The sequence below is a fragment of the Actinoplanes octamycinicus genome, assembly GCF_014205225.1.
GTDB lineage: Bacteria > Actinomycetota > Actinomycetes > Mycobacteriales > Micromonosporaceae > Actinoplanes > Actinoplanes octamycinicus.
Genome location: NZ_JACHNB010000001.1, coordinates 5,791,893 through 5,813,426 on the forward strand (window position 1 = coordinate 5,791,893; position 21,534 = coordinate 5,813,426).

Here is a 21,534-nt window from a genome sequence, read left to right on the forward strand (position 1 = left end):
TCGCGCCCCCGGGATTGCCGGATTGACGAGGGTGGTCAGAATCGTCGGGTGAATTCACCGTCCGCACGCCTTCAGGCGGCCGCCGTTCTGGTGGCCGGCGCCGCCCTGCTCGCCGCCTGCGCCCGGCCCGCACCCGGTAACGGTAGCCCGAGCCCGGAGCCGCGCAGAGGGCTCGGCGATGTTCCGGCGGCCGAGCTCGGCTTCGTCCGGCATGCCGGCGCCGTGCAGTGGGCGTCCGCGAGCGACTGGATTCCCCCGGGCGAGGGTCTGCGGACCCTTCTCCCGATCGGCGGCTGCGCTCTCGGGCTGGGCACCTATCAGAACGGTTTCCGCGCGGTCTCGGCCAACTGGACCGGACCCGGCACCTGCGACCGCCTCGCCCTGGATCCCGCACCGGACGGAAGGACCGGCGGCGACGGGCCACCGGACGCCTCCAGCGGCTGGCCCGGCGGCGGCATCGGGGCGGACCGGGCCGTGGTGGAACGGGACGGGTCGATCCTGACTGCGAACAGTTCCGGCCTGGCCCGCCACCACCCCGGAGGCGAGGTGGAGCAGCTGGCCCGGGGCGACTTCTCCGAGCCCGGCTTCGAGGGGCAGGGCACCCGTACCTCGGTGCGGAACCTGGCCGTGACCGGTGCCGGCACCGTGGTGCTCGACGCCGGGCGCACCACGCCCGACCGGACAGCGCCGGTGCTGCTCGTCTCCCGCAACGGCGGCCGGACACTGACCCCGGTGAGCCTGCCCACCTGGACCTCCGGCGCCGAGCCGCAGCCCACGATCAGCGTTCTCGCGGCATCCGGTGAGACGATCGTCGCCCTCGGCAGCGGCCCGCGGCGTGCGGCCGTGTGGCGTTCCACCGATGGCGCCCGCACCTGGGAAGTGGCGACCGCCGAGGACCTGCCGCAGCATCTGCTCCTCACCCGCCTGGTCCGGGCCGGGCAGCGCTGGCTCGCCTTCGGCGGTGTCGACTACGAGTCCGGTGAACAGGACACCACCCTGGTGCTGAGCAGCAAGGACGGACTGCACTGGGGCACCGGGGCCAGCACCGGCATGGGTGTGGGGCGGCTGCAGGACGTCACTGTCGGCCCGGGTGGCACGCTGGTCGCCGTCGGCGCGATCGACGACGCGAGCCGACGCGACCCGGACCAGCGTCCCGAGTACTGCGGTGTCGTCTGGATCGGCGACGGCGACACACGGTGGAAGCGAGGCGAACTCGGCTGCGGCGACTCGCCGCCGCAGGCGGTCACCACGCTGCGCGACGGGCGGGTGCTGATCGCCGGGAACCGGGACCTGTGGCTGCGAGCCGCCGGCCCGACCGGATAGCCGTCCCACCCGCCCCCGCGCAGACACCGGCCGTGGCAGGAGCCGGGGCAGGATCGCGGGTCATGGCGGGGCCTCGGCGAACACGCTGCCGGCGGCATGCCCGACGATCGATCGGGCCGTCACTCCAGCGCCGCTTGCGCCTCCGCCACGATGGTCGGTGCGACGGTACTGGCCAGGACGTGTTGCAAGGCCATCCGGTAGGCGACGTCGAAGGCTTCCGGGGCGGCTACCGCCACGTCGGGCTCGACGCCGGTGCCCTCCCAGTTGGTGCCGGTGATCGGGTTGATGGCGCGGGCCGCCGGGACCGTGATTTCGAGGGTCGGCGTGATCGGGAAGACATCCGTCGGATGAGCGCCTCCCTTGGTCGTCTCGCCGACCAGGACGGCTCGTTTCTGCGCCTTGAGGTTGTAGCAGATCTCCTCGCCGGCCGAGAAGGTCGATTCGCTGGTCAGCAGGTATACCGGCCGGTCCAGATACCGCTCGCCGGGCAGCCACGCATGGCTCCAGAACTGACGAGTGTGACCGGTTGCACCTTCGTAGATGCTGTTGAGATGCGTTTCCCCGTCCGGGAAGAAATAGCTCGTCCACAACACGGCGCCGTCGGGAGACCCACCCCGGTTCTTACGAAGATCAACTATCAGCGCGTGCGTCGGTGACACCAGCTCCATGGCCGCGACGATCGCGCGCCCACCGACGCCGGCCGAGGTGACGAACCGTAGATCGAGCAACCCGACGTTGCCGTCCAGCCGCTCCACACGCGCGATGCCGTAGTTGGTGAGTCGCTGCTGCTCTCGCCAGACCGCTTCCATCTCCGGCTTGGTGAGCGCCTCGCGCACGTCCTCGGTACGTGTCCGCACCCGCAAATGCTTGTCCTGACAGACTTCGAACAGGTCCGCCGTCAGCCGCTGGCCGAGGGCTTCTTCGTCCAACCGGTCATACTCACCGGCGGCGAGCCGGCTGCGGACGCACTCAGCCGCCTCCTGAGCCCGGTCGGCAAAAATGTAGTTGCCGCACAACAGTTCCAGCGCTTTCTCCACGAGCTTCGCCGACATGGACGCACCATATTCGACATTCAGGTATTCCGGGGTCCCGTCCGCTCGTGGTCCGTGGTGACGTGGAACGTCTCGGGCACGTCTTCCGCAGGCGCGGGCCCGACCGGCAGCGCGGGTTCGCGGTGCTCTGGTCATGCGAGGACTCCCGCGGGCTCAGGTTGTCGCTGAGCCCGCGGGAGCCGGAGGCAAACCGCTATGCGTAGTCCTGCGACTCGGCCAGCACGGCCACGAACATGTCGCGCCTGGTCTCCAGGTCGGCAACGATCCGGATCCCGTAGGTCGCCACCACCATGTCGATGTCGACGTAGTAGTACGGATCCGCCACCTTCGTGTAGCCCAGGATCACGTGCCGCTGGTAGCCGACGTCCCGCTTGCCCTTGGTGAAGAACTCCCAGCGGAGGTTCGGCGAGCGTTTGATCATCGTGTCGCCGAGGAACAGGCTGATGTCGTTCACGACGGCGTACCAGATGTTCTCGAGTCGGTCGACCCGGGCGTCGCCAGCGACGTTGTCGCGGAACCAGTCGTCCAGCCGCTGAATGCCGTCGTCGCTGTCGTCGAGGGTCACGCCGTTGGCAGCCAGGAGCCGACCGAGCGATTCCTTCCGGTCGTCCTTCGCGGCCATCAGCCGGTCGAAGGCTTTGCGTGCCTCGCGCCGGGGCAACTCGTGCAGCGGCCGGGTCACGCCAGGATCAAACGGGGTGTACCCGTCCCATGCGACGCTCATCGGATCACGAAGGGAATCTTGGCGTTGTTGAGGGCGTCGCGCAGCGGGCCGGTCGGCCCCTTCGCCCCGGTGAAGGGGCTGGCCCGGAACTCCCAAAGCACATCATTGACTCGACTCCCCGTCATGTTCAAAAGTTCGACATCCCTGGCGATCTCCTGCTTGATCTCAGGAGTGAGCGAGATGCGGCCGACCTTCGACTCGATCGCGAGACCTCGTGCCGTCAGCACGTCGATGCGCCTGATTCCGCTCGGTGCCCTGAGCGCCACCTCACGCAGCGACCCCGGGTACCGCGCCGCGATGTTGTCCGATGCCGCATCACCGACAGCCTTGTTCTTGGCGACCTGAGAGGCGTTACTGTACCGGACCAGCCCGGCGCGCAGGTTGCTGAGGGCGGCCCGGGCATACCCGGTCGACATGGCGTTGACCCTGGGCAGAAGGGCTTTCCCGGCGGACGCCAGGAGGGACTGGCCGGCTCCGAGCAGCTTGCCGGCGGCTGCCTTGACCGGTGAGGTGAGCTTGCCGATCCCGGACTTGAGAAGGCCACCGGCCTTGCTGGTGAGCCGGTTGACGGCGGGAATCTTGTTGACGTACTTGCCGGCGGCGCCGAGCAGAGCCCCGGTCACGGCGCCGGTCGCCGTCTGCTTGGCCAGTCCCGCCCAGGAGAACTCGCCCTGCTTCTGGACCTTCGTCTTCCAGGCGTACGTGGCGGCTGACGCGGCGGCCCCGCCGACGGCGGCGCAGCCGACCACCCCGGCTCCGCCGGTGGCAACGGTGCACGCGGCGCCGGCGGCGATGCCGGCGGCGACACCGACGATGTCGGCCTGGTGCTTGTCGACGAACTCAGCGGTCGCCTTGTAGGCCGTCGAGACGCCGTCGCCGATCGACTTGAGCGCTCCGCCGATCGACCACAGACCGTTCGGGTCGGTCATGACCGTCGGGGCGCCGTCGGCGTACAGATACGACGAGATGGCCGCCTGGCCGTCCGCACGGGGGGCCGGGTCCTTGGAGTTGAACCGTCCCGTCGACGGGTCGTAGTTGCGGGCCTGCAGGTGATAGGCGTCGCCGAGCGCGGCGGTGTCGGCGTAGCCACCGGCGAAGCGCAGCGGGTTGGCGGTGGCCCCCGGGTCCGGTGCGGTGGTCAGCCCGCCCCGGGTCGGGGAGACTCGCGGCTGGCCGTACGGGTCGTAGTCGTACAGGGCCTGGACCGCGCCGCCGGGTGCGACGAGGGCGGAGGTCCCGTTGAGCCAGTCGTGCACATAGAGCGACGTGACGTTCCGGTCGCCGTCGAGCAGGGCCAGGTTCTCGCCGTCCGGGCCGGTCACGAAGCTACGGACGACCGCGGCCGCGCCGTCACCGGTGGCTTCGCGTTCCGAGGTGATCTGCGGATCGTTGATGTCCCAGTCGGACGTCCGGGTCAGGGCCGTGGCTCCGGTGCCGATGGTCGTGGTGATCCGGTTGCCGTCGGTGTCGTACCCGAAGGTCGCGGTCTTGCCGTTGACCGTGGCGCTCGCTTGGGTGTGGTCCAGGTTGTAGGTGAAGGTGTCGGCGCCGGCGCGGGTCTGATTGCCCTCGTTGTCGTACTGGTACTCGGTGACGCCTGCCCCGGCGCCGGTGACGGTGCGGGTCGTGAGCTGGTCGGTGGTGTCGTACTTGTAGACGGCGCTGTCGGACCCGGCCGAGCCGGTGCGCACCTGGCTGGTGCGGTTGCCGACCAGGTCGTACGCGTAGGAGATCTTGCCGGTGCCGGCCCGCGCGCAGTCGGTGGTGCCGTAGCAGGCCGCGGTCAGCCGGTCGGCGGCGTCGAAGGTGTAGGCGACGTCCTCGGTAACGTCCCCCCGGGTGGTGCTGATCCGGGTCGGGTTGCCCACCGGGTCGAGGGTCAGCTGGAACTTGCCGAGCGCCTTGTCGCCGTCGCGGGTGTCGATCCCGGTGAGCCGACCGGCGTTGTCGAAGGTCCGCTTCTCGACCGCGTCACCGGGCAGTTCGGTGCTGGTGCGGTGCCCGGTGGCGTCGTAGCCGAACGTCCACGTCCGGCCGGCCTGGGTCAGCGACGTCATCCGGTCGTCGCCGTCGTACTCGGCGGACATGGTGGTGCCGTCGGGATTGCCGCGGGACGTCAGGTTGCCATTGCTGTCGTAGGAGTAGCTGTACGTCAGGTTGCCGCGCTTGACCTCGCGCAGCTGGTCGTTGTCGTCGTACTTGCGAGTGCTCGCACCGGCCGGGTCGGTGGTGCTGATGACCCGGCCCTTGCTGTCGTAGCCGAAGGTGTAGACCGGGCCCGTGGTGCCGAGCTGGCGCTTCACCATGCGCCCGAGCTGGTCGAACTCCTGGGTGATGGTGCGCTTGGCGCGCTCCGGGTCGGCCGACGGGTTGAGCGGGTTCGGTTCGGTGCGGGCGGTGACGATCGCGGTGAGGTTGCTCTCGGCGTCGTAGCCGTACTCCCGCAACCGGCCCAGGGAGTCGAAGGTGGAGGTCACCCGGTCGAGCCGGTCGTACGTGGCGGACTGGGCGTTCCCGTGGGGATCCGTGCGGGACAGCACGTTGTCGTTGGCGTCGTACTTGTAGATCGTGGAGCGGTTGTTGATCGAGTCCGGCGCGGTCACCGAGACGACGCGGTCCAGGTCGTCGAACGTGTAGCTGGTGACGTGCTGATTGGCGTCGACATGGGAGACGATCCTGTTGTTGGCGTCGAAGACGTCCTTGGTGACGTTGCCCAACGGGTCGGTGACCGTGGTCCGGTTGCCGGCCACGTCGTAGCCGAACTTCGTGGTGAAGTCGCCGGCGTCAGCACCGTCGACGTGCCCGCGCGGCTCGACGGCGGTGATCAGCCGGTCGTCGTCGTCGTAGGTCATCGTGGTGACGCCGCCGGTGGCGTTGACCTGCTTGACCACATTGCCGGAGTCGTCGTACTCGACCTTGACGACGTTGCCGTTCGGGCCGCTCTGACTGGTCGGCTCGCCGTTGTCGTCGTACTCGAAGCTGGTGGATCCCTTGTTCGGGTCCTCGACGGTCGTCAGATTGTCACCGTTGTCGAACGTCCCGCTCGTCTGACTGCCGTCCGGTTCGATCGCGGTGGTGTTGCGGTCCAGTTCGTCGTAGCGGAGGTCCTGGGTGACCGTGCCGCCGCCCGGGGCGGGATGCCGCGATCGCAGCAGGTTGTCGTTCTGGTCGTAGAAGTAGGTGGTGGTGAAGTCCGCCTTCGTCGCGCCGGCCTGATTGCCTCGCGGCGAGACGCTGGTCTCCAGCAGGCCCTTCTTGTTGTACGAGAGGGTGGTCAGCCCGCCGAGGGCGTCGGTCTGCGAGGCGCGCCGCCCGGCGTCGGTGTAGCCGAACTTGGTGATGTTGCCGAGCTTGTCGCTCCGCTCGACGAGCCGATTGGCGACGTCGTAGGTGTAGTGGAGCTTCTCGCCGAAGGGGTCGATGTCGTCCGAGAGCCGTCCGAGCTCGTCGTAGCGCTTGTAGGCGGTCTTCTTGCCCGGCATGGTGACGCTGGTCTGCCGGTCGGACTCGTCGAACGTGTACGTCGTGGTGTATTTCGCCTTGTCGGCGCCCCCGTTGACGGTGCCTCGGGGATCGGTTGTCGAGATCTTGCGGCTGGACTTGTCGTACCCGAACTCGTACCGCCGGCCGCTGGGAGTGATCTTCGCGATCTGGTTTCCGTCGTTGTCGTACTCCCAGGTCGTGGTCTTGTCACGAGGGTCGGTCTCGGAGATCTTCAGACCGCGGTTGTCGTACTTGTACGTCCACGAGTTCTTCTTCGCGTCCGTCTTCTTGGTGATCTCGTGGAACTCGTTGTACTCGGCCTTCCAGGTCTTGCCGTTGCCATCGGTGAACGACGTCGGCTCGTTGTCCTGGTAGGTGGCCTTCTCGGTGAACGAGAACGGTTCCGGAGCCGTGCGCCCGGTCGCGTTGCCGTCGGCGTCGTAAGCCGACTCGTCCTGGTTCCCGTTGCCGTCGACGGTCAGGTTGGTGCCACCGTTGGCGTCGTAGCGCACGTGGTGCACGTCGCCGTTGCCGTTCTGGGTGTACACGAGATGGTTGTTCTTGTATCCGTCGTGGTAGACGATCCCGTCGGCGTCGGTGGTGGTCGCCTCACCCTTGGCCGCGTCCCATCCGAAGGTGGTGGCCTTGCCGAAGACGTCGGTCTGCTTGGTCACCCGGCCGGTGGCGGGGTCGTAGGTGGTGGTCGCCTGCACCTGCCCGCGCGGGTCCACCACCTGCCAGAGCCGGCCGGTGGCGTCGTAGCGGTACTGGGTGGTGCGCCCGTTGGGCGCCTGCGCGGTGATCATGCGCCGGCCGTCGTAGTCGAACTGCACGAAGCGGCCGTCCGGGAGGTCGACCCGGCGGATCAGGCCGATGTCGGTGCGGTACGTCACCTTGATCACGCGGCCCGCCGCGTCGGTGATGGTCGACAGGAAGCCCCCGCTGTACGCCAGCTTCAGGCCGTGGCCGCGGGCGTCCAGGATCGAGAGCGGCTTGCCGGCGGAGTCGAAGGTGAGCGTGTTGTGCTCCGGGGTCGTCAGCTTCCACCCCGAACCCGACCGCGCCAGCTTCGACCGCACACCGGCGGGCCGCCGATAGGTGCCGTCGTCCTGACGGGTGTAGACGGCTTGGGCGCCGTCCTCGGCGCGTACCACCGCGCCGTCGTCTGTGCTCGCGACCGAGACGTCGTACTGCCAGGACCAGCCCAGCCCCAAGTGGCCGGCCGTCTGGTTGGCGGAGTTGTACCACCGGCCACCCGAGAACGGGACCGCGTACGACTCCAGGGAGAGATCGGCCTCCGTGCGCGAGTACGCGCCGGTGCCGGTGTTGACGCCGAACCCGCGCACCTGCTGCCCAGCCGACGAGCGACCCAGGACGTCCTCGCAGGCGCACGCCGAGGCCTGCGCGGCCGGGATGGCCGGCGGCAACTCCACGCGGCGGGGCTGGGACTGGTTCGACGGCGGTGAGGTCACGCTCGTGCCGTCCGGATACGTCGCCGTGATCGACACGAAGTACTTCTTGTCCGCGTCGAGGGTCCACCCGTCGGCGGACCCGAACGCCCGGCAGTACCGCCGCGGCGAACCACACACCGCCAGGTCGCTCGGAGTCAGCGTGGTGGACTTCTGCTCCGTGCCGGTCTCCGCGTCGAACACCGACGCCTGCCACGACGTCAGCGACGCGTCCTGCACGTCGAAGTACACGATCAGCGACGTGTCACCCATGGTGAAACCGCGCCGCAGCACGAGACTGTCGGCGCCCACCACCGCAGCCGAGGCGCCGGACACCTTCGCGGTGGCGGTCTTGGCCGACTGTCCGAACTTCGCCTTCGCGTCCGGCCGGGCGACCGCCCGCCAGGCCGCGTCGGTCAGTGGGATCGCCGGTCCGCCGGGTCGGACGTGCGGCGGCTCCACCGGAGGCCGTTGCCCTTGCGGCAAACCGTGGTTCGGCTCAGCGGAGGCCGGCAGCGGCCGTTCCGCGGCCGCCGGGCCGTTTGTGGCCACCGGCGGGACGGCAGGTGTCTGTGCCGCCTGCGCTTGATCGATCGGTGCTGCCGCCACCGCCAGCACGACGGCCAGCAAGCCCGCCGCGATTCTGTTTCCGGGCAGCACTTTTCCCGATGCCAACATGATTTCCCCCGTAGGAATTGGCGACATGGCATGCCGGCCGCTCCGGGCCACCAGCCACCGCTTACGTCCAAATAGGACAGTCGCAAGAGAAATGGACAAATGCCGAATGGCGCCTACAGCAAGTGGAGCGGTGGTGAGCCAGCGTCCTCGCGGTCAGCTTGTCGGCTTGCGGAGGCGGGTCTTCTTACTGGCCCGTGGCGGCTTGCTGATCGGCTCGTTCGCAGAAACCCCCGTTTCCGCGACGTCCGTGAGTCGGACGTGCGTAGCGAAAGGTAGCGAAACATTTAAGATCATTCATACCGTGCCGGGTGGGGTGAACGGATGAAACTTGCGGCCCGTCGACTGGTGTTGGGAGCGCTCCCACCTCGGTTACACTGCCGCCCGCCGGCACCGCCGGTACCGCCGGCACCCCGACAGATCCGCTCTACCTCGAGTGCGAGGCCGACTTCGACCCGGTCCGCGTCGCCGCAGCGCTCGGCGACGTCGGTGAGGCACCGGCCGGGAATTCCGGGGGCGCCGACTGGGCGTACCCGCCCACCGAAGTGCTGCTCGTGCCGGCGGCGGCTGGGCACGAGGTGCTGGCGCTGGTCCCTGCCGAGATCATCGCCATCATCAACAACTGGAGCGGTGGCCCGTCCCACCCCGATCTTGAGTACCTTGACCACATCCTGGTTCTGCAGCACTGGGAGCGGCGCTGGGATGCCCAGCTTTACGGCCGGGTCGGGGGCACGCTGGAGCTCGCCGTCGAGCGCCCGCCGCGCGACCCGTTTTCCGGCGCGGTCTGCACGATCGAACAGTCCTCCTACTGCTACGACTTGGCGCAGACTCTCGGCGACGTATACGACGTGGCCCGTCGGCAGGCGTCGGCCGCGCGCTCGACGTTCTGGTGGGATTGACCTAGGCCACCCGTAGCCCGGGAACCCGAGACGCGACCGGAGGGCTGAGGCTAGCGTCCGGCATGCCGGCGGCGGCGATTAGATCGGCCGCCGGCCACGCGCGGCCGGCACCGTCTGGGTCCCGTCAACGAGAAAGAGATCCGGTCTTGCGCTCGGGTCCGGACGCCACGGCGCCCGGACCCCTCCTGCGGCACGGCTGCCGGTCCGACGGGAGAGCGGCAGCCGCAACCGTGTTCACCGGCCTGGCCCGTCGCTGGGCAGGCCGTGGTGGTCAGTCGGGCGACTGCCCGATGGACAGCTCCTCATCGACAGGATCATCGCCGGCGGTCATGCACGAAGTGGCTCCGGCAGCGGTCTTCTCTCGCAGCAGGTAGGTGATCGACGAGGCAGCGGAGGTCGGTTATGGTGCGGTCCGGCAAGAAACGATCGACGAACGGGCGCGGCCGCGATCTGGGTGTCACGACCGTACTGATCAACGCGGTGTTCGCCGGCGTGGGCGGCCTGTACGCGCTGACCCACTCCACCGCGGTCACCCTCGCCGCCCTCGTGGCGGTCGTCGTCCTGGTAGGACTGACACTGCTGCTGACACATCGGGTACCGGCCAGAAAATCGCCGGCGGCCATGCACGGTTCGGCGCCTGCCGCAGTCCTACTGTCATCGGGGCAACGGAAGCCCCGCCGACCAGCGGAGGGACCTTTGGAAGCGGAGGCCCGGCCAGGAGGTTTGCCGGATTGGTTCGACGATTTCTACCGGACCAACTTTCGTGCCCTGGTCTACACCGCGCGCTTCGCGCTGTGGACCAGAGGACTCGACGAGAGTGAGGCGGAGGACATCGTCCAGGAAGTGCTCACTCGGAAGATCAAGAACGGGAGTTGGTCCGACATCGAGAAGCCGCTGCCGTACTTCCGCCGCGCCGTGGTGCTGCGGGTGATCAGCGAGGCGGAGTCGGGCAGCCGCAAGGCGCAGCCGTCCGACGCGATTCACGACCTGCCCGGAGATCGTCCGCCGGGCCAGGACGCCTGGATGGACGAGGAGTGGATCAGAGATCTGCTGAGCACCCTGACACCGGCTGAACGTGAGGTCATGAGCCTCGTCCTGGACGGTTTCAGAGGCCCGGACATCGCCGCTCTGCTGGGTGCCAAGGAAACAACCGTCCGGTCCACGACCCGCAACGCACGTAACAAGCTCAAGGCGCAGGTGCCGCCACAGTCGCACCGTACGGCGATCGCGGATCCGGTCGACGCTAAGGAGGAACGGCCGTGAACAGTGACGAGCGACGGAACGCCGCCGACGCGGTGCGTCACGCGCTGCGGCGCATCGGCGACGAAGTCGAGGCGATCACACCCGACCACATCGAAGACCGGCTGGCCGAGCTGCACGCCGCGGCGGCACCCATGGAGGACCTCGATCTCGTCCGGCTGCAGTGGCAGGCCGAGTTCGCCACGGCGAGCGCCGGCCTGCGCGGTGATCTCGAGGAGCGGACGCACCGGTTCGAGCTGCCGGAAGAGGCGTTCGAGATGTTGCACGGCACGAGCCGGCCGGACCACGCCCCGCCGGTGAAGATCAACGTTGTCGTGGACGAGTCCGTCCGGACGCTCGCGGTGACCGTGGTGGTAGCTGGCCAGCTCGTCGGCGCGGTGCAAAGCCTCGCGGTGCTGGTGCCGACCACCGGGGCGGGCACGGTCGAGGTCCCGGTCGCGATCGACCGTACGGATGCCCGGCTGACCGGTGTCTGCGAACTGGTCGGCAGCGTCGGCGAGGTCCTGGCGCCGACCGTCGTCGCGGAGGTGCGCCGTCATGACCGCTGACCTGCCGGGCCGGGACACCGGCCGCGCCGCGTGGCGCACCCTCGTCGACCGGCTGACCGCCGAGGGCGACCCGGAGACGTCGCCGTTCGTACTGGCCCAGGTCTGCTTCGTGGCGAGCACGATCGTCTCCACCCCGGAGGACCGGGAGATCCCCGGCCTGCCCGTAGGCAAGCCCGACCTGGCCACCAGATACGACGCCGGCCGGGCGTTGCTGACCCACGCGGCCCGCCGTGACGACCTGATCGGCCGCGTCTGGACCTTCCTCGGCGCGAACCAGATGTACTCCAACTACAAGCGGGTCGCGGCCGGTGTCCACTCCGCCGAGGACGCCCGCGCCGGACTGCGGCGAGCCGCCGAGGGAGGTGCCGCCGGCGGACCCGACTTCGAGGCCTGGGCCCTGCTGGCGCAGGCGACCTGGCTCCGGACCGCGCTGTGCGACGCGGAATCGCTGGAGGCCGCCGAGCGGGCGCTCACCGTCCTGACGGCCGCGACCGCTCCGGATTCCGGCGAGCAACCCCATCCGGCGCTCGCGGCGGCCACGGGCGGTGTGTCCTGGCTTCCGTCCGCCGGGCAGATGAGGACGATCCTGGAGTTCCGGGCCCACTCCCGGATCGCCGTGGCGGCACGCATGCTGCGCAAGTACGACCTCGCCATCGCGCATCGGGAGTCGGCGATCACGGCGGCCGAGCGGCTTTCCGACCAGCCGATGATCCGGGTTCAGGCGTACGGTGAGCGGTCTGCCCTGGCCCGGCTCCTCGGTGACTTCCCGACCGCGCTGCGGCTGCTCAGCAAGCAACGGGATTTCGTCGCTGGCATCGGCAACCGGCGCGCCTACCTGCGGCACCTGACCACCGCCGCCGAGACGGCGGTGGTCCTCGACGACTGGGACCAGGCGACCCGGCTGCGGCATGAACGCATCACCGGCCGGTTCGAGCTGCTCGGCACCCCGGTCGCCGGCGACGACGTGGCCGCGGTACTGGCCGCCGTCCCCGCGTTGCGCGACGGGGCCCGGCACACCGACGCCACCGCCATCGGCAACGACGCCTACGAGCTGGCGCGCTACATCCTGGAGTCCGGCCGGGCACAGTTCGATCCCGAGGCCCGGGCGAGGGCTACGGCGTGGCTGGACGTCGCCGACGCGGCGTGGGCCGAGATCGGGGTGAACGGCAAGGTGGCGACCGGATTCCGTCGTACCGAACTGGACGCGCTCAACGAGGTCCGTGACGCCCGGACGATCGGCCGTGAGCTGCTCGCGTGCAGCACTCAGTTCCGCCGTGCCGCGGGCCGGCGGCGCACCGCGATCAAGGCGGCCAAGTACGGCGACCCCGCCGATGCGGCGACCCTGGATCGTCTGCGGGAGCTCCAGGACGGTGCGCCACCCATCGATGTCGCCCACCTGGACATCGGCATCGCGCACTGGCACCTGCGGTACGGCGAGGTAGCCCACGCCGTCGGCGACCTCGCTGAGGCACGCCGTGCCTGGTCGGAGGCGGCAACCCGGGCGGCCCAGGCGGCGGCCGGCCTGACCCTGTCCGAGCCGGATCGGCCGGACGTGCCGCTCGACAGCGCGGCAGTGGTCGACGCCTACCAGGTGCACGATTACGCGCTGCGCAATCTGGGTGACCGGCAGGCCGAGCTCCAGGTCCGGCTGGCGTCGCTACCGGTGGTCGCCCGCCGGTTCACCGCGTGCGGAAGCCCGAACCAGCGCGCGGTCCTGGACCGCCTCTACCGCGGCTGGCTGACCGAAACCGTCGAACTCGCGGTCCAGCTGCAGGATCATCGCGCGGTCGACGCCACGGTCGAGGTGATCCGGCGTGACCTGGTCGGCACCGTGCTTTACGCGATGCGCAGCGACCACCACACCCCGGAGGAGATCAAGCGGCTCGCCGATGAACTGCTTCTTGCCATCGGGGCACGGGTGACCGAGGTGGACAGCTCGCCGGACAACGACACCGGCAGCGCACCGCCGCCGGATGACGAGCGGGGTGAGCCGCAGGTGGATGCCACGACGCGCGGCCGCAACCTCGGTGAGCAGCTGCGCGGGACGCTCGACGTGGTCGGCCGGGTCCTCGGCCCGGTGGCGCGCGAGCTGTTCGACCCGGAGACGGTCACCAGGCACACCATCGAGGCCGCCGCCGACTCGCTCTACGGCGACGGTCCCGGCGCGGTTCTGTCCCTGGTGCTGCTCGACGACGGCGACCACCCGCGGGTCCTGCGGCACCTCGCGCTGCGCGCCGCCGTTGGTGGGCCGCTACGCCGGTATCTGGACATCGTGGACGCGCCGGTCTGGCTGCCCGAGTTGTCCCCGGAGCCCGATCCGGACGCTTACTTCGGGCGGGTAGCCCGGCTGGGTGACGTCCTGCTGCCGGCACCACTGGTGGCGGCGCTGGCGTCGGCGGCTGAGGACAAGCCACTGCGGCTGGCGGTCGTGCCGACCGGGCTGATGGCGGTGCCGTTCGCCGCGCTGCGAGCGGCGGGCACGCTCGTGCTGGAGCGTGCCGCGGTCGCTGTCGCCCAGTCGCTGCAGACCCTGGAGAACCTGGCCACCGCCCGGGCCACCGGCGACGGCGGGGTCGAGCTCGGCGTCTACGACACCCAGCGTCTGGCGCACACCGAAGCCGAGTGGCAGGCGCTGTTGCGGTTCCGGCCGGCGGTCCGGCAGGCGCGGACCCTGAGCGAGATCGACCGGGTGCTGGCCGACCCGGCGATCGGGAGGTCACCCGGGCTGCTTGCGCTCGCCGTACACGGAAGTCGCGGCCAGGACGGCTGGACCCAGGCCAAGATGCTACCCAGCGGTGAGGGTCTGACCACCGGGCACGTCCTGCGGTGGTACATCCCGGCGCTGGTCGTCGGGGCGTCGTGCAACACCGACATCCGGACCGACTCGGGCGGCGAGCTCGGTGGCTTCCCGCTGGCGTTCCAGCTGCGCGGGGCGGTCAACATCGTGGGTTCGCTGCACTACATCGACGACGCCGCCACCAGCGAGATCATGGCGCGCTTCTACGAGGCGACGAGCACCGGCACACCCACCGCGGAGGCGTTGCGCGCCGCGCAACGGGCCTGGATCGCCGAGGACCGCCGCGGCCGCTTCCCGCTCTACCACCTTTGGGCATATCTATTGACGTACGGCGTACCGATCTAGTCCCCATGCCGGGTAGTCATGGTCCGGGCTGGTCGTCAAGATTGGCCCGGTCAGGACGTTGAGGCTGATGGTGGCCTGATAGGTGCATCGGTCGATATGGGGGCTGCGGGCATTGTATTGGGAGACCGACCCGCACTATCCGACCATCCAGCTCTACCTGATCCGGCGCGCCGCCAGTATTACGCCCGCGTCGATCAACGCAGATCCGCCGAGATGTGCCGCAGGCTGCATAATCAGTCAGACAGCAAGAAGGGCCACCCGCGTTTCCGCAGCCCCTAACCTTCTGGTCCGTAGTCCGATGCGTCGTCGACGAGGCGGCGCAACGCTGCCCGGGCGATCGGGAGATAGGCCAGGACGACCGGGGCGGGGCCCTCGACGGTCAGGCCGGTCCGGGTGCCGGTGCGGAACGGCTCGACCGTGTGCCGCAGGGTGAGGTGGAGACCGGCCGCCGACACCGACCAGGTCCAGCTGCGGAGCGGGACGGCCGGGTCGACGGCGATGATCTGGAATCGGGCTCGGAGACCGGCCGGGCCGTGCACGACGCCGGTGGTGCCCGGGTGCAGCGTCTCGCCGGGATAGTCCACCGACCTGATCTGCGGGGCCCACCGCGGCCAGCACCGCGGGCGCACGTAGCGGTCCCACACGTCGTCCGCGGCGCGGGGCCCGCACACCACCACACCGCGGCTCAGCACCATGACCTCGGGATGCCCCCGGGAGACCGGGTCAATCCGTTCTCAGCCGGCCGCCTTCGTGTACGGCGTGGTGACGCCCAGCGCGGTGAAACCGAGCCGCTGCAGGATCGGGCGGCTCTGGTCGGACGCGTCCACCTGCAGATACTCGTAGCCGAGCTGGGCGGCGATCCGGGCCCGGTGGGCGACCAGCGCGCGGTAGATGCCGCGGCCGCGCCAGTCGTGCACGGTGCCGCCGCCCCACAGGCTGGCGAAGGCGGTGCCCTCGTTGAGTTCCATCCGGGCCGAGCAGACCGGCCGGTCACCGGCCATCACGACGAACACCCGGATGTGCTCCGGGTCCTCGGCCAGCTTCTTCAGCACCTGGTGGCGCAGCCAGTCGCGGGACTCGCCGAACGCCTCCTCGGCGGCCCGGACCATCAGGTCCACCCCGGCCTCGTCGGTGACCGGCTCCAGGCGGACCCCGTCCGGCCAGGTCACCGCCAGGTCCAGGTCGCGGACCTCGGCGACCACCAGGGTCTCCGGCTCCTCCGGGACGAAGCCGGCGGCGAGCAGCCGGTCCCCGAGGTCGGCGGGCCGGTCGTAGTCGTACAGCTTCCACTCGAACTCGGCGCCGCGCGCGCCGAAGTACCGCACCTGCTCGGCGATCGCCGCGTCGGCGGTGTCCTCGTCCAGGCGGGACCAGAGGACCGCGTTCCAGTCGCCGTCGGCGCCGACGTGCCGGACGACGCGGTCGTCACGCTCGATCCGGGCGGACGGGCCGTCCGGGCGGGCCTCGCGGCGCATCTGCTGGTCGAAGAGGGCGAGCACTTTTTCGGAATCCACCGGCGAACCCCAGCAGCGATGGGACTGCGGCGCAACCCGTTTTCTGGCGCGGGTGCTCACGGCGTACCGAAGGAGCGACGGCGGGGGAGCCAGAATTCGACCTCGGTGCCGGCCCCTGGAGCGCTGTCGATCGTGGTGGTGCCGCCGAGATCGCTGATCCGGCCGCGCATCGACTGGGCGACCCCGAGCCGCCCGGCACGGGCCGCCTCGGCCAGCCGGTCCGAGCCGAAGCCGGCGCCGTCGTCGCGGACCGTGACCCGCACCCCGTCGCCCTCGTCCTCCAGCAGCAGCCACGCGCGGGCGCCGGCACCGGCGTGCCGGCGGACGTTGTCCAGGGCCGCCTGCACCGCGGCGGTGACCTCGGCGACGGCCGTCGCGGGCAGCACCACCGGGGTGGCCGGCGCGGCCACCTCGACCGCCGGGCCGGAGAGCGCGAGCAGCGTCGCCCGCAGATCGCCGCCGGACGCCGACCGGCTCGGCGAGCCACTGGACGCCGGCCCGGCCAGCGAGCCGCCGCTGCTGAGCAGGTTGCGTAACGCCGCTTCCTGCTCGGCGGCGAGGGCCGCCAGCCGGGCGCCGTTGCCGCCCAGGTCGGCGCCTTCGCGCTGGACCAGAGCCAGCACTTGGAGTACGCCGTCGTGGATCGGCCGGGCCAGCCGCTCCCGTTCCGCGGCCGCCGCCTCCTGCCGGATCTGCTCGGCGCGCTTGCGTTCGGCCCAGCGTTCGGCCATGTGCTGGGCGACGCCCAGCCCGCCGATCGCCGCGGCGGCGGCGATCAGCACATAGCCGGCGGTGACCATGTGCGGCACCGGGTTGCCGGTGAAGTCGACCGGCGTACGGCCCCGCACGAAGCTGACCTGGGTGGTGAACATCCCGGCGAGCGCCAGCACCCCGGCCAGCGGGCCGAGCACCGCCGGGACCGTGCCGTGCGGCGCGAGCACCGGCGCGGTCGCCCCGGCCACCGCGGTCACCGCCGCGCTGACCAGCACGAGCAGCAGCATCGCCGGGACCACCCGGTGCTGCTGGACCATCTTCTCCGGGTGGCCGCCGGCCGCCTCGTAGACGATGAACAGCGCGGTCGCCGCGCCCAGGGTGAGCGACACGGCGGCCGCGACGCGCCACCGGCTCGCGGCGAGCGTCGCGCCGAGCAGCGCGCCGGCGAGCGCGGCCGGCCAGCGGATCGGCTCGTCGTGGTGCAGCGCGGCGAACGCCAGCATCAGCGGCGTGGACGCCCCGACCTGGGCGGCGCCGGCGGTGAGCGCGCCGGCCAGCGCCCACTTGCCGGTGACGGCGGCGAGGGCGGTGCCCAGCACGAGCACGGCCGCGCCGATGATGGCGAGCCGGGCCAGCGGGTAGCGGGCGAAGGTGCCCGGGTCGACGCCCAGCCACGACCCGAGCCGCTCGGCGGAGATCGTCTGCGAGGTGGCGACGAGCAGAACCGCCGCGCCGGCCACGACTGCCGGCCGCAGCCGTGCCCAGGTCCAGCCGTCCTGGTCGGCCCGCCGCCACCGGGGGAGCGCGACGGCGATACCGACCAGGCCGGCGGCCAGCAGCGCGCCGTGCCAGAGGGGCGCGTCGCGCGGCCCGGCCGGGACGGGCTCGCCGGTCACCGCGGCGCCGAGCAGGGCGACGGTGGTCGCCAGCCCGGCCACGGCCGTGCCCAGACCCGGGGCGCCGCGGCCCGGCAGGCTTTGCGCGCCGCGTCGCGGCAGGCCCGGGACGCCGCCGCGCACCAGCTCCTGTGCGCCGCCCAGCACCCCGGCGGCCACCATCGGGAACGCCGCGGCGGCCAGGGGATGACCGGCGCCCGGCAGGCTCAGCGCCACGCCCACTACGAGCAGGTAGGGCCACCAGGGCAGCAGGCAGAGGGCGAGCACGGTGGCGAAGGCCGGCACCGGGGCCGGAGCGGGCGACGCGTAGCCGCCACCGTCGGCGGCGTCGGCCAGCAGCACCAGCAGGCCGCCGCCGAGCCCGGCGAGCGCGGGCCACCGCTGTGCTGCTCCTCCACCCATGACGATGATCATCGTAGGGACCACGATTCCCGGTGCGGTGGTGGGCGGCCTGAGTACTCGTACTCAAAACGGGTCTTGATCTGGAGCGCGCTCCAGGTGCCAGGGTCGAGGCATGAGCGACAACACGCACAGCCCGCTCGTGCTCGGGGCGATGATGTTCGGCACCACCGTGGACGAGGAGACCTCGTTCGCGCTGCTGGACCGGTTCGTCGAGCGCGGCGGCGTCTGGATCGACACGGCCAATTGCTACTCCTTCTGGGCCAGCGACACCGGTCATGGCGGTGACAGCGAGCGGGTCCTCGGCCGCTGGCTGGCCGCCCGCCCCGGGGTCCGCGACCGGGTCCGGATCGCCACCAAGCTGGGCGCCGAGCCGCTGCGGCCCGGCTCCTGGCCGGACGGCCGGGAGGGGCTGTCCCCGGACGCGGTGCGCCGCGCCTTCGCCGGCAGCCTGGAACGGCTCGGCGTGGACCGGGTCGACCTGCTCTGGCTGCACCAGGAGGACCGTTCGACACCGATCGAGGAGACCGTCGGCGCGCTGGCCGAGCTGGCCGCCGACCGGTTCGGCGTCTCCAACCACCCGGCCTGGCTGGTCGAGCGCGGCCGGGCGCACGCCCGCGCGATCGGGGCGCGGCCGTTCGACGCGCTCCAGCTCAACGCCACCTACCTGCGGCCGCGGCCGGGCACGCTGCCGCCCGGCGTGGCGCACCGCTTCGGGGTGCTCAGTGACGAGCAGGCCGACTACGCGGCCGAGCACGGGATCGACCTGTGGGCCTACACGCCGCTGCTCTCCGGCGCCTACGACAACCCGGCCAAGGCGATCCCCGAGGTGTACGACCACCCGGGCAACGCCGGCCGGCTGAAGGCGCTCGACGAGGTGGCCGCCGAGACCGGCGCGGCCCGCGGCCAGGTGGTGCTGGCCTGGCTGCTCAGCCGCGGCATCCGGCCGATGCTCGGCGGCAGCAAGGTGCACCAGCTGGACAGCGCTTTCGACGGCGTCGCGCTGCGGCTCAGCGAGGAGCAGGTGCGGCGGCTCGACGAGGTCGACCACTCGCCGTGGGGCAGCCCTTACCCGACCCGCTGACCGGCCTGCTCGGGGTGATGCCGCGGGTGCATAGCCCTCGGTGGTGTCGGCGCTTAGCTCCGGCCGGGCATCGATCGTGGGTCGCCGCCGGGAGGTGTCCATCGGCCCACCCTGGCAGCAACCCGAGCCGGGTCAAACTGCCGCCTAACTTCCTGGTGACCGAGGCGCCCGGTCCTGACGATGGACGGCATGGTCGCCACCACCGGTCACCCCGTCGAGGCGCCGGCGCAGGCCGTCGGCGGCCGGGTCGCCGAGCTCGTCGAAGATGCGCACGGCGGTCCGCCACGCGTCGGCGGCCGCCGGGTGGTCGCCGGTCGCCAGCCGGATGTCGCCGAGCCGGCCCAGCGTCTCCGCCTCGTGGTACCGGTCGCCCGACTCGCGGAAGAGGCGGATCGCCTCCTCGGCGGCCCCGGCCGCGCGGTCCGGCAGGTCCAGGCGGTGGTAGGCGAAGGCCAGGCTGTCCAGGGTGGCCGCCTGCCCGTTGCGGTCGCCACGTTCCCGCTGCACCGCCAGCGCCGCGGTGCAGCAGGCGATCGTCTCGGAGTAGCGGGCGGCCAGCGCGTGCAGCCAGCCCAGCGCGTTGAGCGAGCGGGCCTCGCCGTCCCGGTGCCCGGCCCGCCGGTAGAGCGCGACCGCCTCCCCGGTGGCCGCGACGGCCTGCTCGGACCGGCCGGTCATCTGCAGTACCTCGGCCAGGTTGTGCAGGGTCTGCGCCTGCCCGCCGGCATCGGCCAGCTCGCGATAGAGGCGGAGGGCGTCGTGCAGGTGCGCCTCGGCGTCACCGAGCCGGTCCAGCCGGGTCTCGGCACGGGCCAGCATGCGGCTCGCGGTCGCCGTACCGACCGGGTCCGCGCGGCGGCGGGCCGCCTCCAGCGCGACGCGCTGCACCGCGGCGTTGTCCCGCCACCGGCCGCTGGGCGCGAACCAGGCCGCCAGGCACCAGGCCAACTGCCAGGGGTACGCCGGGAGGTCCCGCTCCGCGGCCTGGCGTACGGCGGCGGCGAGCACCTGCTGCTCGGCGGTGAAGAACCGGCGGGCGGCGTCCATCGGGGGAGTGCTCGCCGGGCTCGGCACCGGGGCCAGCCACTGCGGTTGCAGCGCGGCCGCGGCGGCGCCGGCCTCGGCGAGCAGATGCCGGTAGAGCCGGTCGCTCGCCTCCGGATCCGGTGCGGCGATCGCGGCGGCGTAGTCGCGGACCAGGTCGTGCAGCAGGAACCGGCCCGGCCGGTGCTCGATCACCAGGTGCAGCCGGGCCAGCTCGGCCAGCAGCGGGGCGGTGGCGGCGACCGGCCGGCCGGCGAGCGCGGCCCCGGCCGGGACCGTCACATCCGGACCGGGATGCAGTCCGAGCAGGCGGAACAGTTGTGCGGCCGGTTCCGGCAGCGCCCCGTAGGACCAGGAGAAGACCCGCTGCAGGTCGGCGGTGACGCCCAGGTCGTCGGCGAAGGCGGCGAGTGGGAACGCCGGGTGGCTGGCCACCCGGGCGGCCACCATGGTCAGGGCCAGTGGCAGCCCGGCGGTCGCGGTGACGATCCGGGACGCCGCCGCCGCGTCGGTGGCCAGCCGCCCGGCGCCGACCCGGGCGGCGAGCAGCGCCCGCGCCTCCGCCTCGACCAGCACGTCCAGGGTGAGCGGGCGTGCCCCGGTCAGGGCGACCAGCCCGGTCAGCCGGTCCCGGCTGGTCACCAGCACCGCGCTGGGGCCGGCGCCGGGCAGCAACGGGCGTACCTGGTCGTCGTCGCGGGCGTTGTCCAGCACCACCAGCATCCGCCGGGTGGCGAGCAGGCCGCGGTAGAGCGCGGACCGCGCATCCGGACCGTCCGGAATCCGCGCCGGCGGCACGTCGAGGGCCTCCAGGAAGGCGCGCAGCACCTCGGCCGGGTCGGCGATCGCCCCGGTCGGGCCGAACCCGCGCAGGTCCGCGTAGAGCTGGCCGTCCGGGAACCGGCCGCTGACCCGATGCGCCCAGTGCACGGCCAGCGCCGTCTTGCCCACCCCGGCGAGCCCGGTCAGCACCGCGATCCGCACGGCGCCGGTCGCCAGGGTGTCGAGCGCGGCCAGTTGCGGGCCGCGGCCGGCGAAGCCGGGCACGTCCAGCGGCAGCTGCCGCGGGGTGGCCGGTTCCGGGCGGGCGGCCGCCAGCAGCCGCTCCCGCTCGGCGGCGGTCAGCCGTAGCGCCTCGGCCAGCAGCCGCAGCGTGGACGGCCGCGGCCGGGCGACCCGCCCGTTCTCCAGATCGCGGATGCTGCGCACGCTCAGGCCGGTGCGCTCCGCCAGGCCTTCCTGGGTGAGGTTGGCGCGCCGGCGGTGGCCGGCCAGCAGCGTACCGAACACCCCGTTCACGGTACGGACATCCATCGATGAGCAGGAGGG

13 protein-coding genes are annotated in these 21,534 nt (G+C 71.6%); 6 read left to right on the forward strand and 7 right to left on the reverse strand.

All coding sequences use genetic code 11. From position 1 onward, the window contains the following. The first annotated feature begins 48 nt into the window (after nt 1-48). Nucleotides 49-1,323, forward strand: a complete 1,275-nt coding sequence (locus BJY16_RS25400; RefSeq protein ID WP_185042069.1) for a WD40/YVTN/BNR-like repeat-containing protein — start codon at nt 49-51, stop codon at nt 1,321-1,323. A gap of 119 nt (nt 1,324-1,442) precedes the next feature. Here BJY16_RS25400 and BJY16_RS25405 read toward each other — a convergent pair whose 3' ends face one another. The 3 genes from BJY16_RS25405 to BJY16_RS25415 all read right to left on the reverse strand — a co-directional run bounded on the left by BJY16_RS25405 (nt 1,443) and on the right by BJY16_RS25415 (nt 8,492). Continuing rightward, entirely contained in the window at nt 1,443-2,375 is a 933-nt protein-coding gene (locus tag BJY16_RS25405) for a S41 family peptidase (RefSeq protein ID WP_185042070.1), read from the reverse strand. Between the two features lie 193 nt (nt 2,376-2,568). After that, nucleotides 2,569-3,099 (reverse strand): hypothetical protein, encoded by a 531-nt coding sequence (locus tag BJY16_RS25410; RefSeq protein WP_185042071.1) that lies wholly within the window; start codon nt 3,097-3,099, stop codon nt 2,569-2,571. Continuing rightward, nucleotides 3,096-8,492 (reverse strand): RHS repeat-associated core domain-containing protein, encoded by a 5,397-nt coding sequence (locus BJY16_RS25415; protein WP_185042072.1) that lies wholly within the window; start codon nt 8,490-8,492, stop codon nt 3,096-3,098. The genes BJY16_RS25410 and BJY16_RS25415 overlap by 4 nt, the downstream gene beginning before the upstream one ends. A 758-nt stretch (nt 8,493-9,250) precedes the next feature. Between BJY16_RS25415 and BJY16_RS25420 the strand changes: the two genes are divergently transcribed. The 4 genes from BJY16_RS25420 to BJY16_RS25435 all read left to right on the forward strand — a co-directional run bounded on the left by BJY16_RS25420 (nt 9,251) and on the right by BJY16_RS25435 (nt 14,554). Beyond that, the gene (locus BJY16_RS25420; RefSeq protein ID WP_185042073.1) at nt 9,251-9,604 is read left to right on the forward strand and encodes a DUF4253 domain-containing protein; all 354 of its coding nucleotides are present in this window, start codon (nt 9,251-9,253) and stop codon (nt 9,602-9,604) included. A gap of 402 nt (nt 9,605-10,006) precedes the next feature. Further along, on the forward strand, nt 10,007-10,867 hold the full coding sequence (locus BJY16_RS25425; RefSeq protein ID WP_185042074.1) for an RNA polymerase sigma factor: 861 nt from the start codon (nt 10,007-10,009) through the stop codon (nt 10,865-10,867). After that, complete coding sequence (locus BJY16_RS25430) at nt 10,864-11,412, forward strand: hypothetical protein (RefSeq protein ID WP_185042075.1); 549 nt, start codon at nt 10,864-10,866, stop codon at nt 11,410-11,412. The genes BJY16_RS25425 and BJY16_RS25430 overlap by 4 nt, the downstream gene beginning before the upstream one ends. Next, nucleotides 11,402-14,554 carry a CHAT domain-containing protein gene (locus BJY16_RS25435; protein WP_185042076.1) on the forward strand — a complete coding sequence of 1,051 codons (3,153 nt, stop codon included), beginning with the start codon at nt 11,402-11,404 and terminating at the stop codon, nt 14,552-14,554. The genes BJY16_RS25430 and BJY16_RS25435 overlap by 11 nt, the downstream gene beginning before the upstream one ends. A 275-nt stretch (nt 14,555-14,829) precedes the next feature. Here BJY16_RS25435 and BJY16_RS25440 read toward each other — a convergent pair whose 3' ends face one another. From BJY16_RS25440 to BJY16_RS25450, 3 genes are read right to left on the reverse strand one after another with little or no spacing between them, the layout of a single operon-like run. Beyond that, nucleotides 14,830-15,249, reverse strand: a complete 420-nt coding sequence (locus BJY16_RS25440; RefSeq protein WP_185042077.1) for an SRPBCC family protein — start codon at nt 15,247-15,249, stop codon at nt 14,830-14,832. Between the two features lie 39 nt (nt 15,250-15,288). Then, nucleotides 15,289-16,068 carry a GNAT family N-acetyltransferase gene (locus BJY16_RS25445; protein ID WP_185042078.1) on the reverse strand — a complete coding sequence of 260 codons (780 nt, stop codon included), beginning with the start codon at nt 16,066-16,068 and terminating at the stop codon, nt 15,289-15,291. Between the two features lie 56 nt (nt 16,069-16,124). Further along, a complete protein-coding gene (locus tag BJY16_RS25450; RefSeq protein ID WP_185042079.1) occupies nt 16,125-18,092 on the reverse strand; it encodes a sensor histidine kinase in 1,968 nt (655 codons plus the stop codon). 100 nt (nt 18,093-18,192) lie between these two features. Between BJY16_RS25450 and BJY16_RS25455 the strand changes: the two genes are divergently transcribed. Next, nucleotides 18,193-19,161: an aldo/keto reductase gene (locus tag BJY16_RS25455; protein WP_185042080.1), complete on the forward strand. Its 969-nt coding sequence runs from the start codon at nt 18,193-18,195 to the stop codon at nt 19,159-19,161. A 144-nt stretch (nt 19,162-19,305) separates the two neighbouring features. Here the strand turns inward: BJY16_RS25455 and BJY16_RS25460 are convergent, their stop codons facing one another. Then, nucleotides 19,306-21,519: an ATP-binding protein gene (locus BJY16_RS25460; protein WP_185042081.1), complete on the reverse strand. Its 2,214-nt coding sequence runs from the start codon at nt 21,517-21,519 to the stop codon at nt 19,306-19,308. Nucleotides 21,520-21,534: the final 15 nt, after the last annotated feature.

Bases quoted from the DNA above. Each gene is read 5' to 3' on its own strand.
- BJY16_RS25405 (WP_185042070.1), bottom strand. From the start codon at position 2,375: ATGTCGGCGAAGCTCGTGGAGAAAGCGCTGGAACTGTTGTGCGGCAAC.
- BJY16_RS25410 (WP_185042071.1), bottom strand. From the start codon at position 3,099: ATGAGCGTCGCATGGGACGGGTACACCCCGTTTGATCCTGGCGTGACC.
- BJY16_RS25425 (WP_185042074.1), top strand. From the start codon at position 10,007: ATGGTGCGGTCCGGCAAGAAACGATCGACGAACGGGCGCGGCCGCGAT.
- BJY16_RS25435 (WP_185042076.1), top strand. From the start codon at position 11,402: ATGACCGCTGACCTGCCGGGCCGGGACACCGGCCGCGCCGCGTGGCGC.
- BJY16_RS25440 (WP_185042077.1), bottom strand. From the start codon at position 15,249: ATGGTGCTGAGCCGCGGTGTGGTGGTGTGCGGGCCCCGCGCCGCGGAC.
- BJY16_RS25450 (WP_185042079.1), bottom strand. From the start codon at position 18,092: ATGATCATCGTCATGGGTGGAGGAGCAGCACAGCGGTGGCCCGCGCTC.
- BJY16_RS25455 (WP_185042080.1), top strand. From the start codon at position 18,193: ATGAGCGACAACACGCACAGCCCGCTCGTGCTCGGGGCGATGATGTTC.
- BJY16_RS25460 (WP_185042081.1), bottom strand. From the start codon at position 21,519: ATGGATGTCCGTACCGTGAACGGGGTGTTCGGTACGCTGCTGGCCGGC.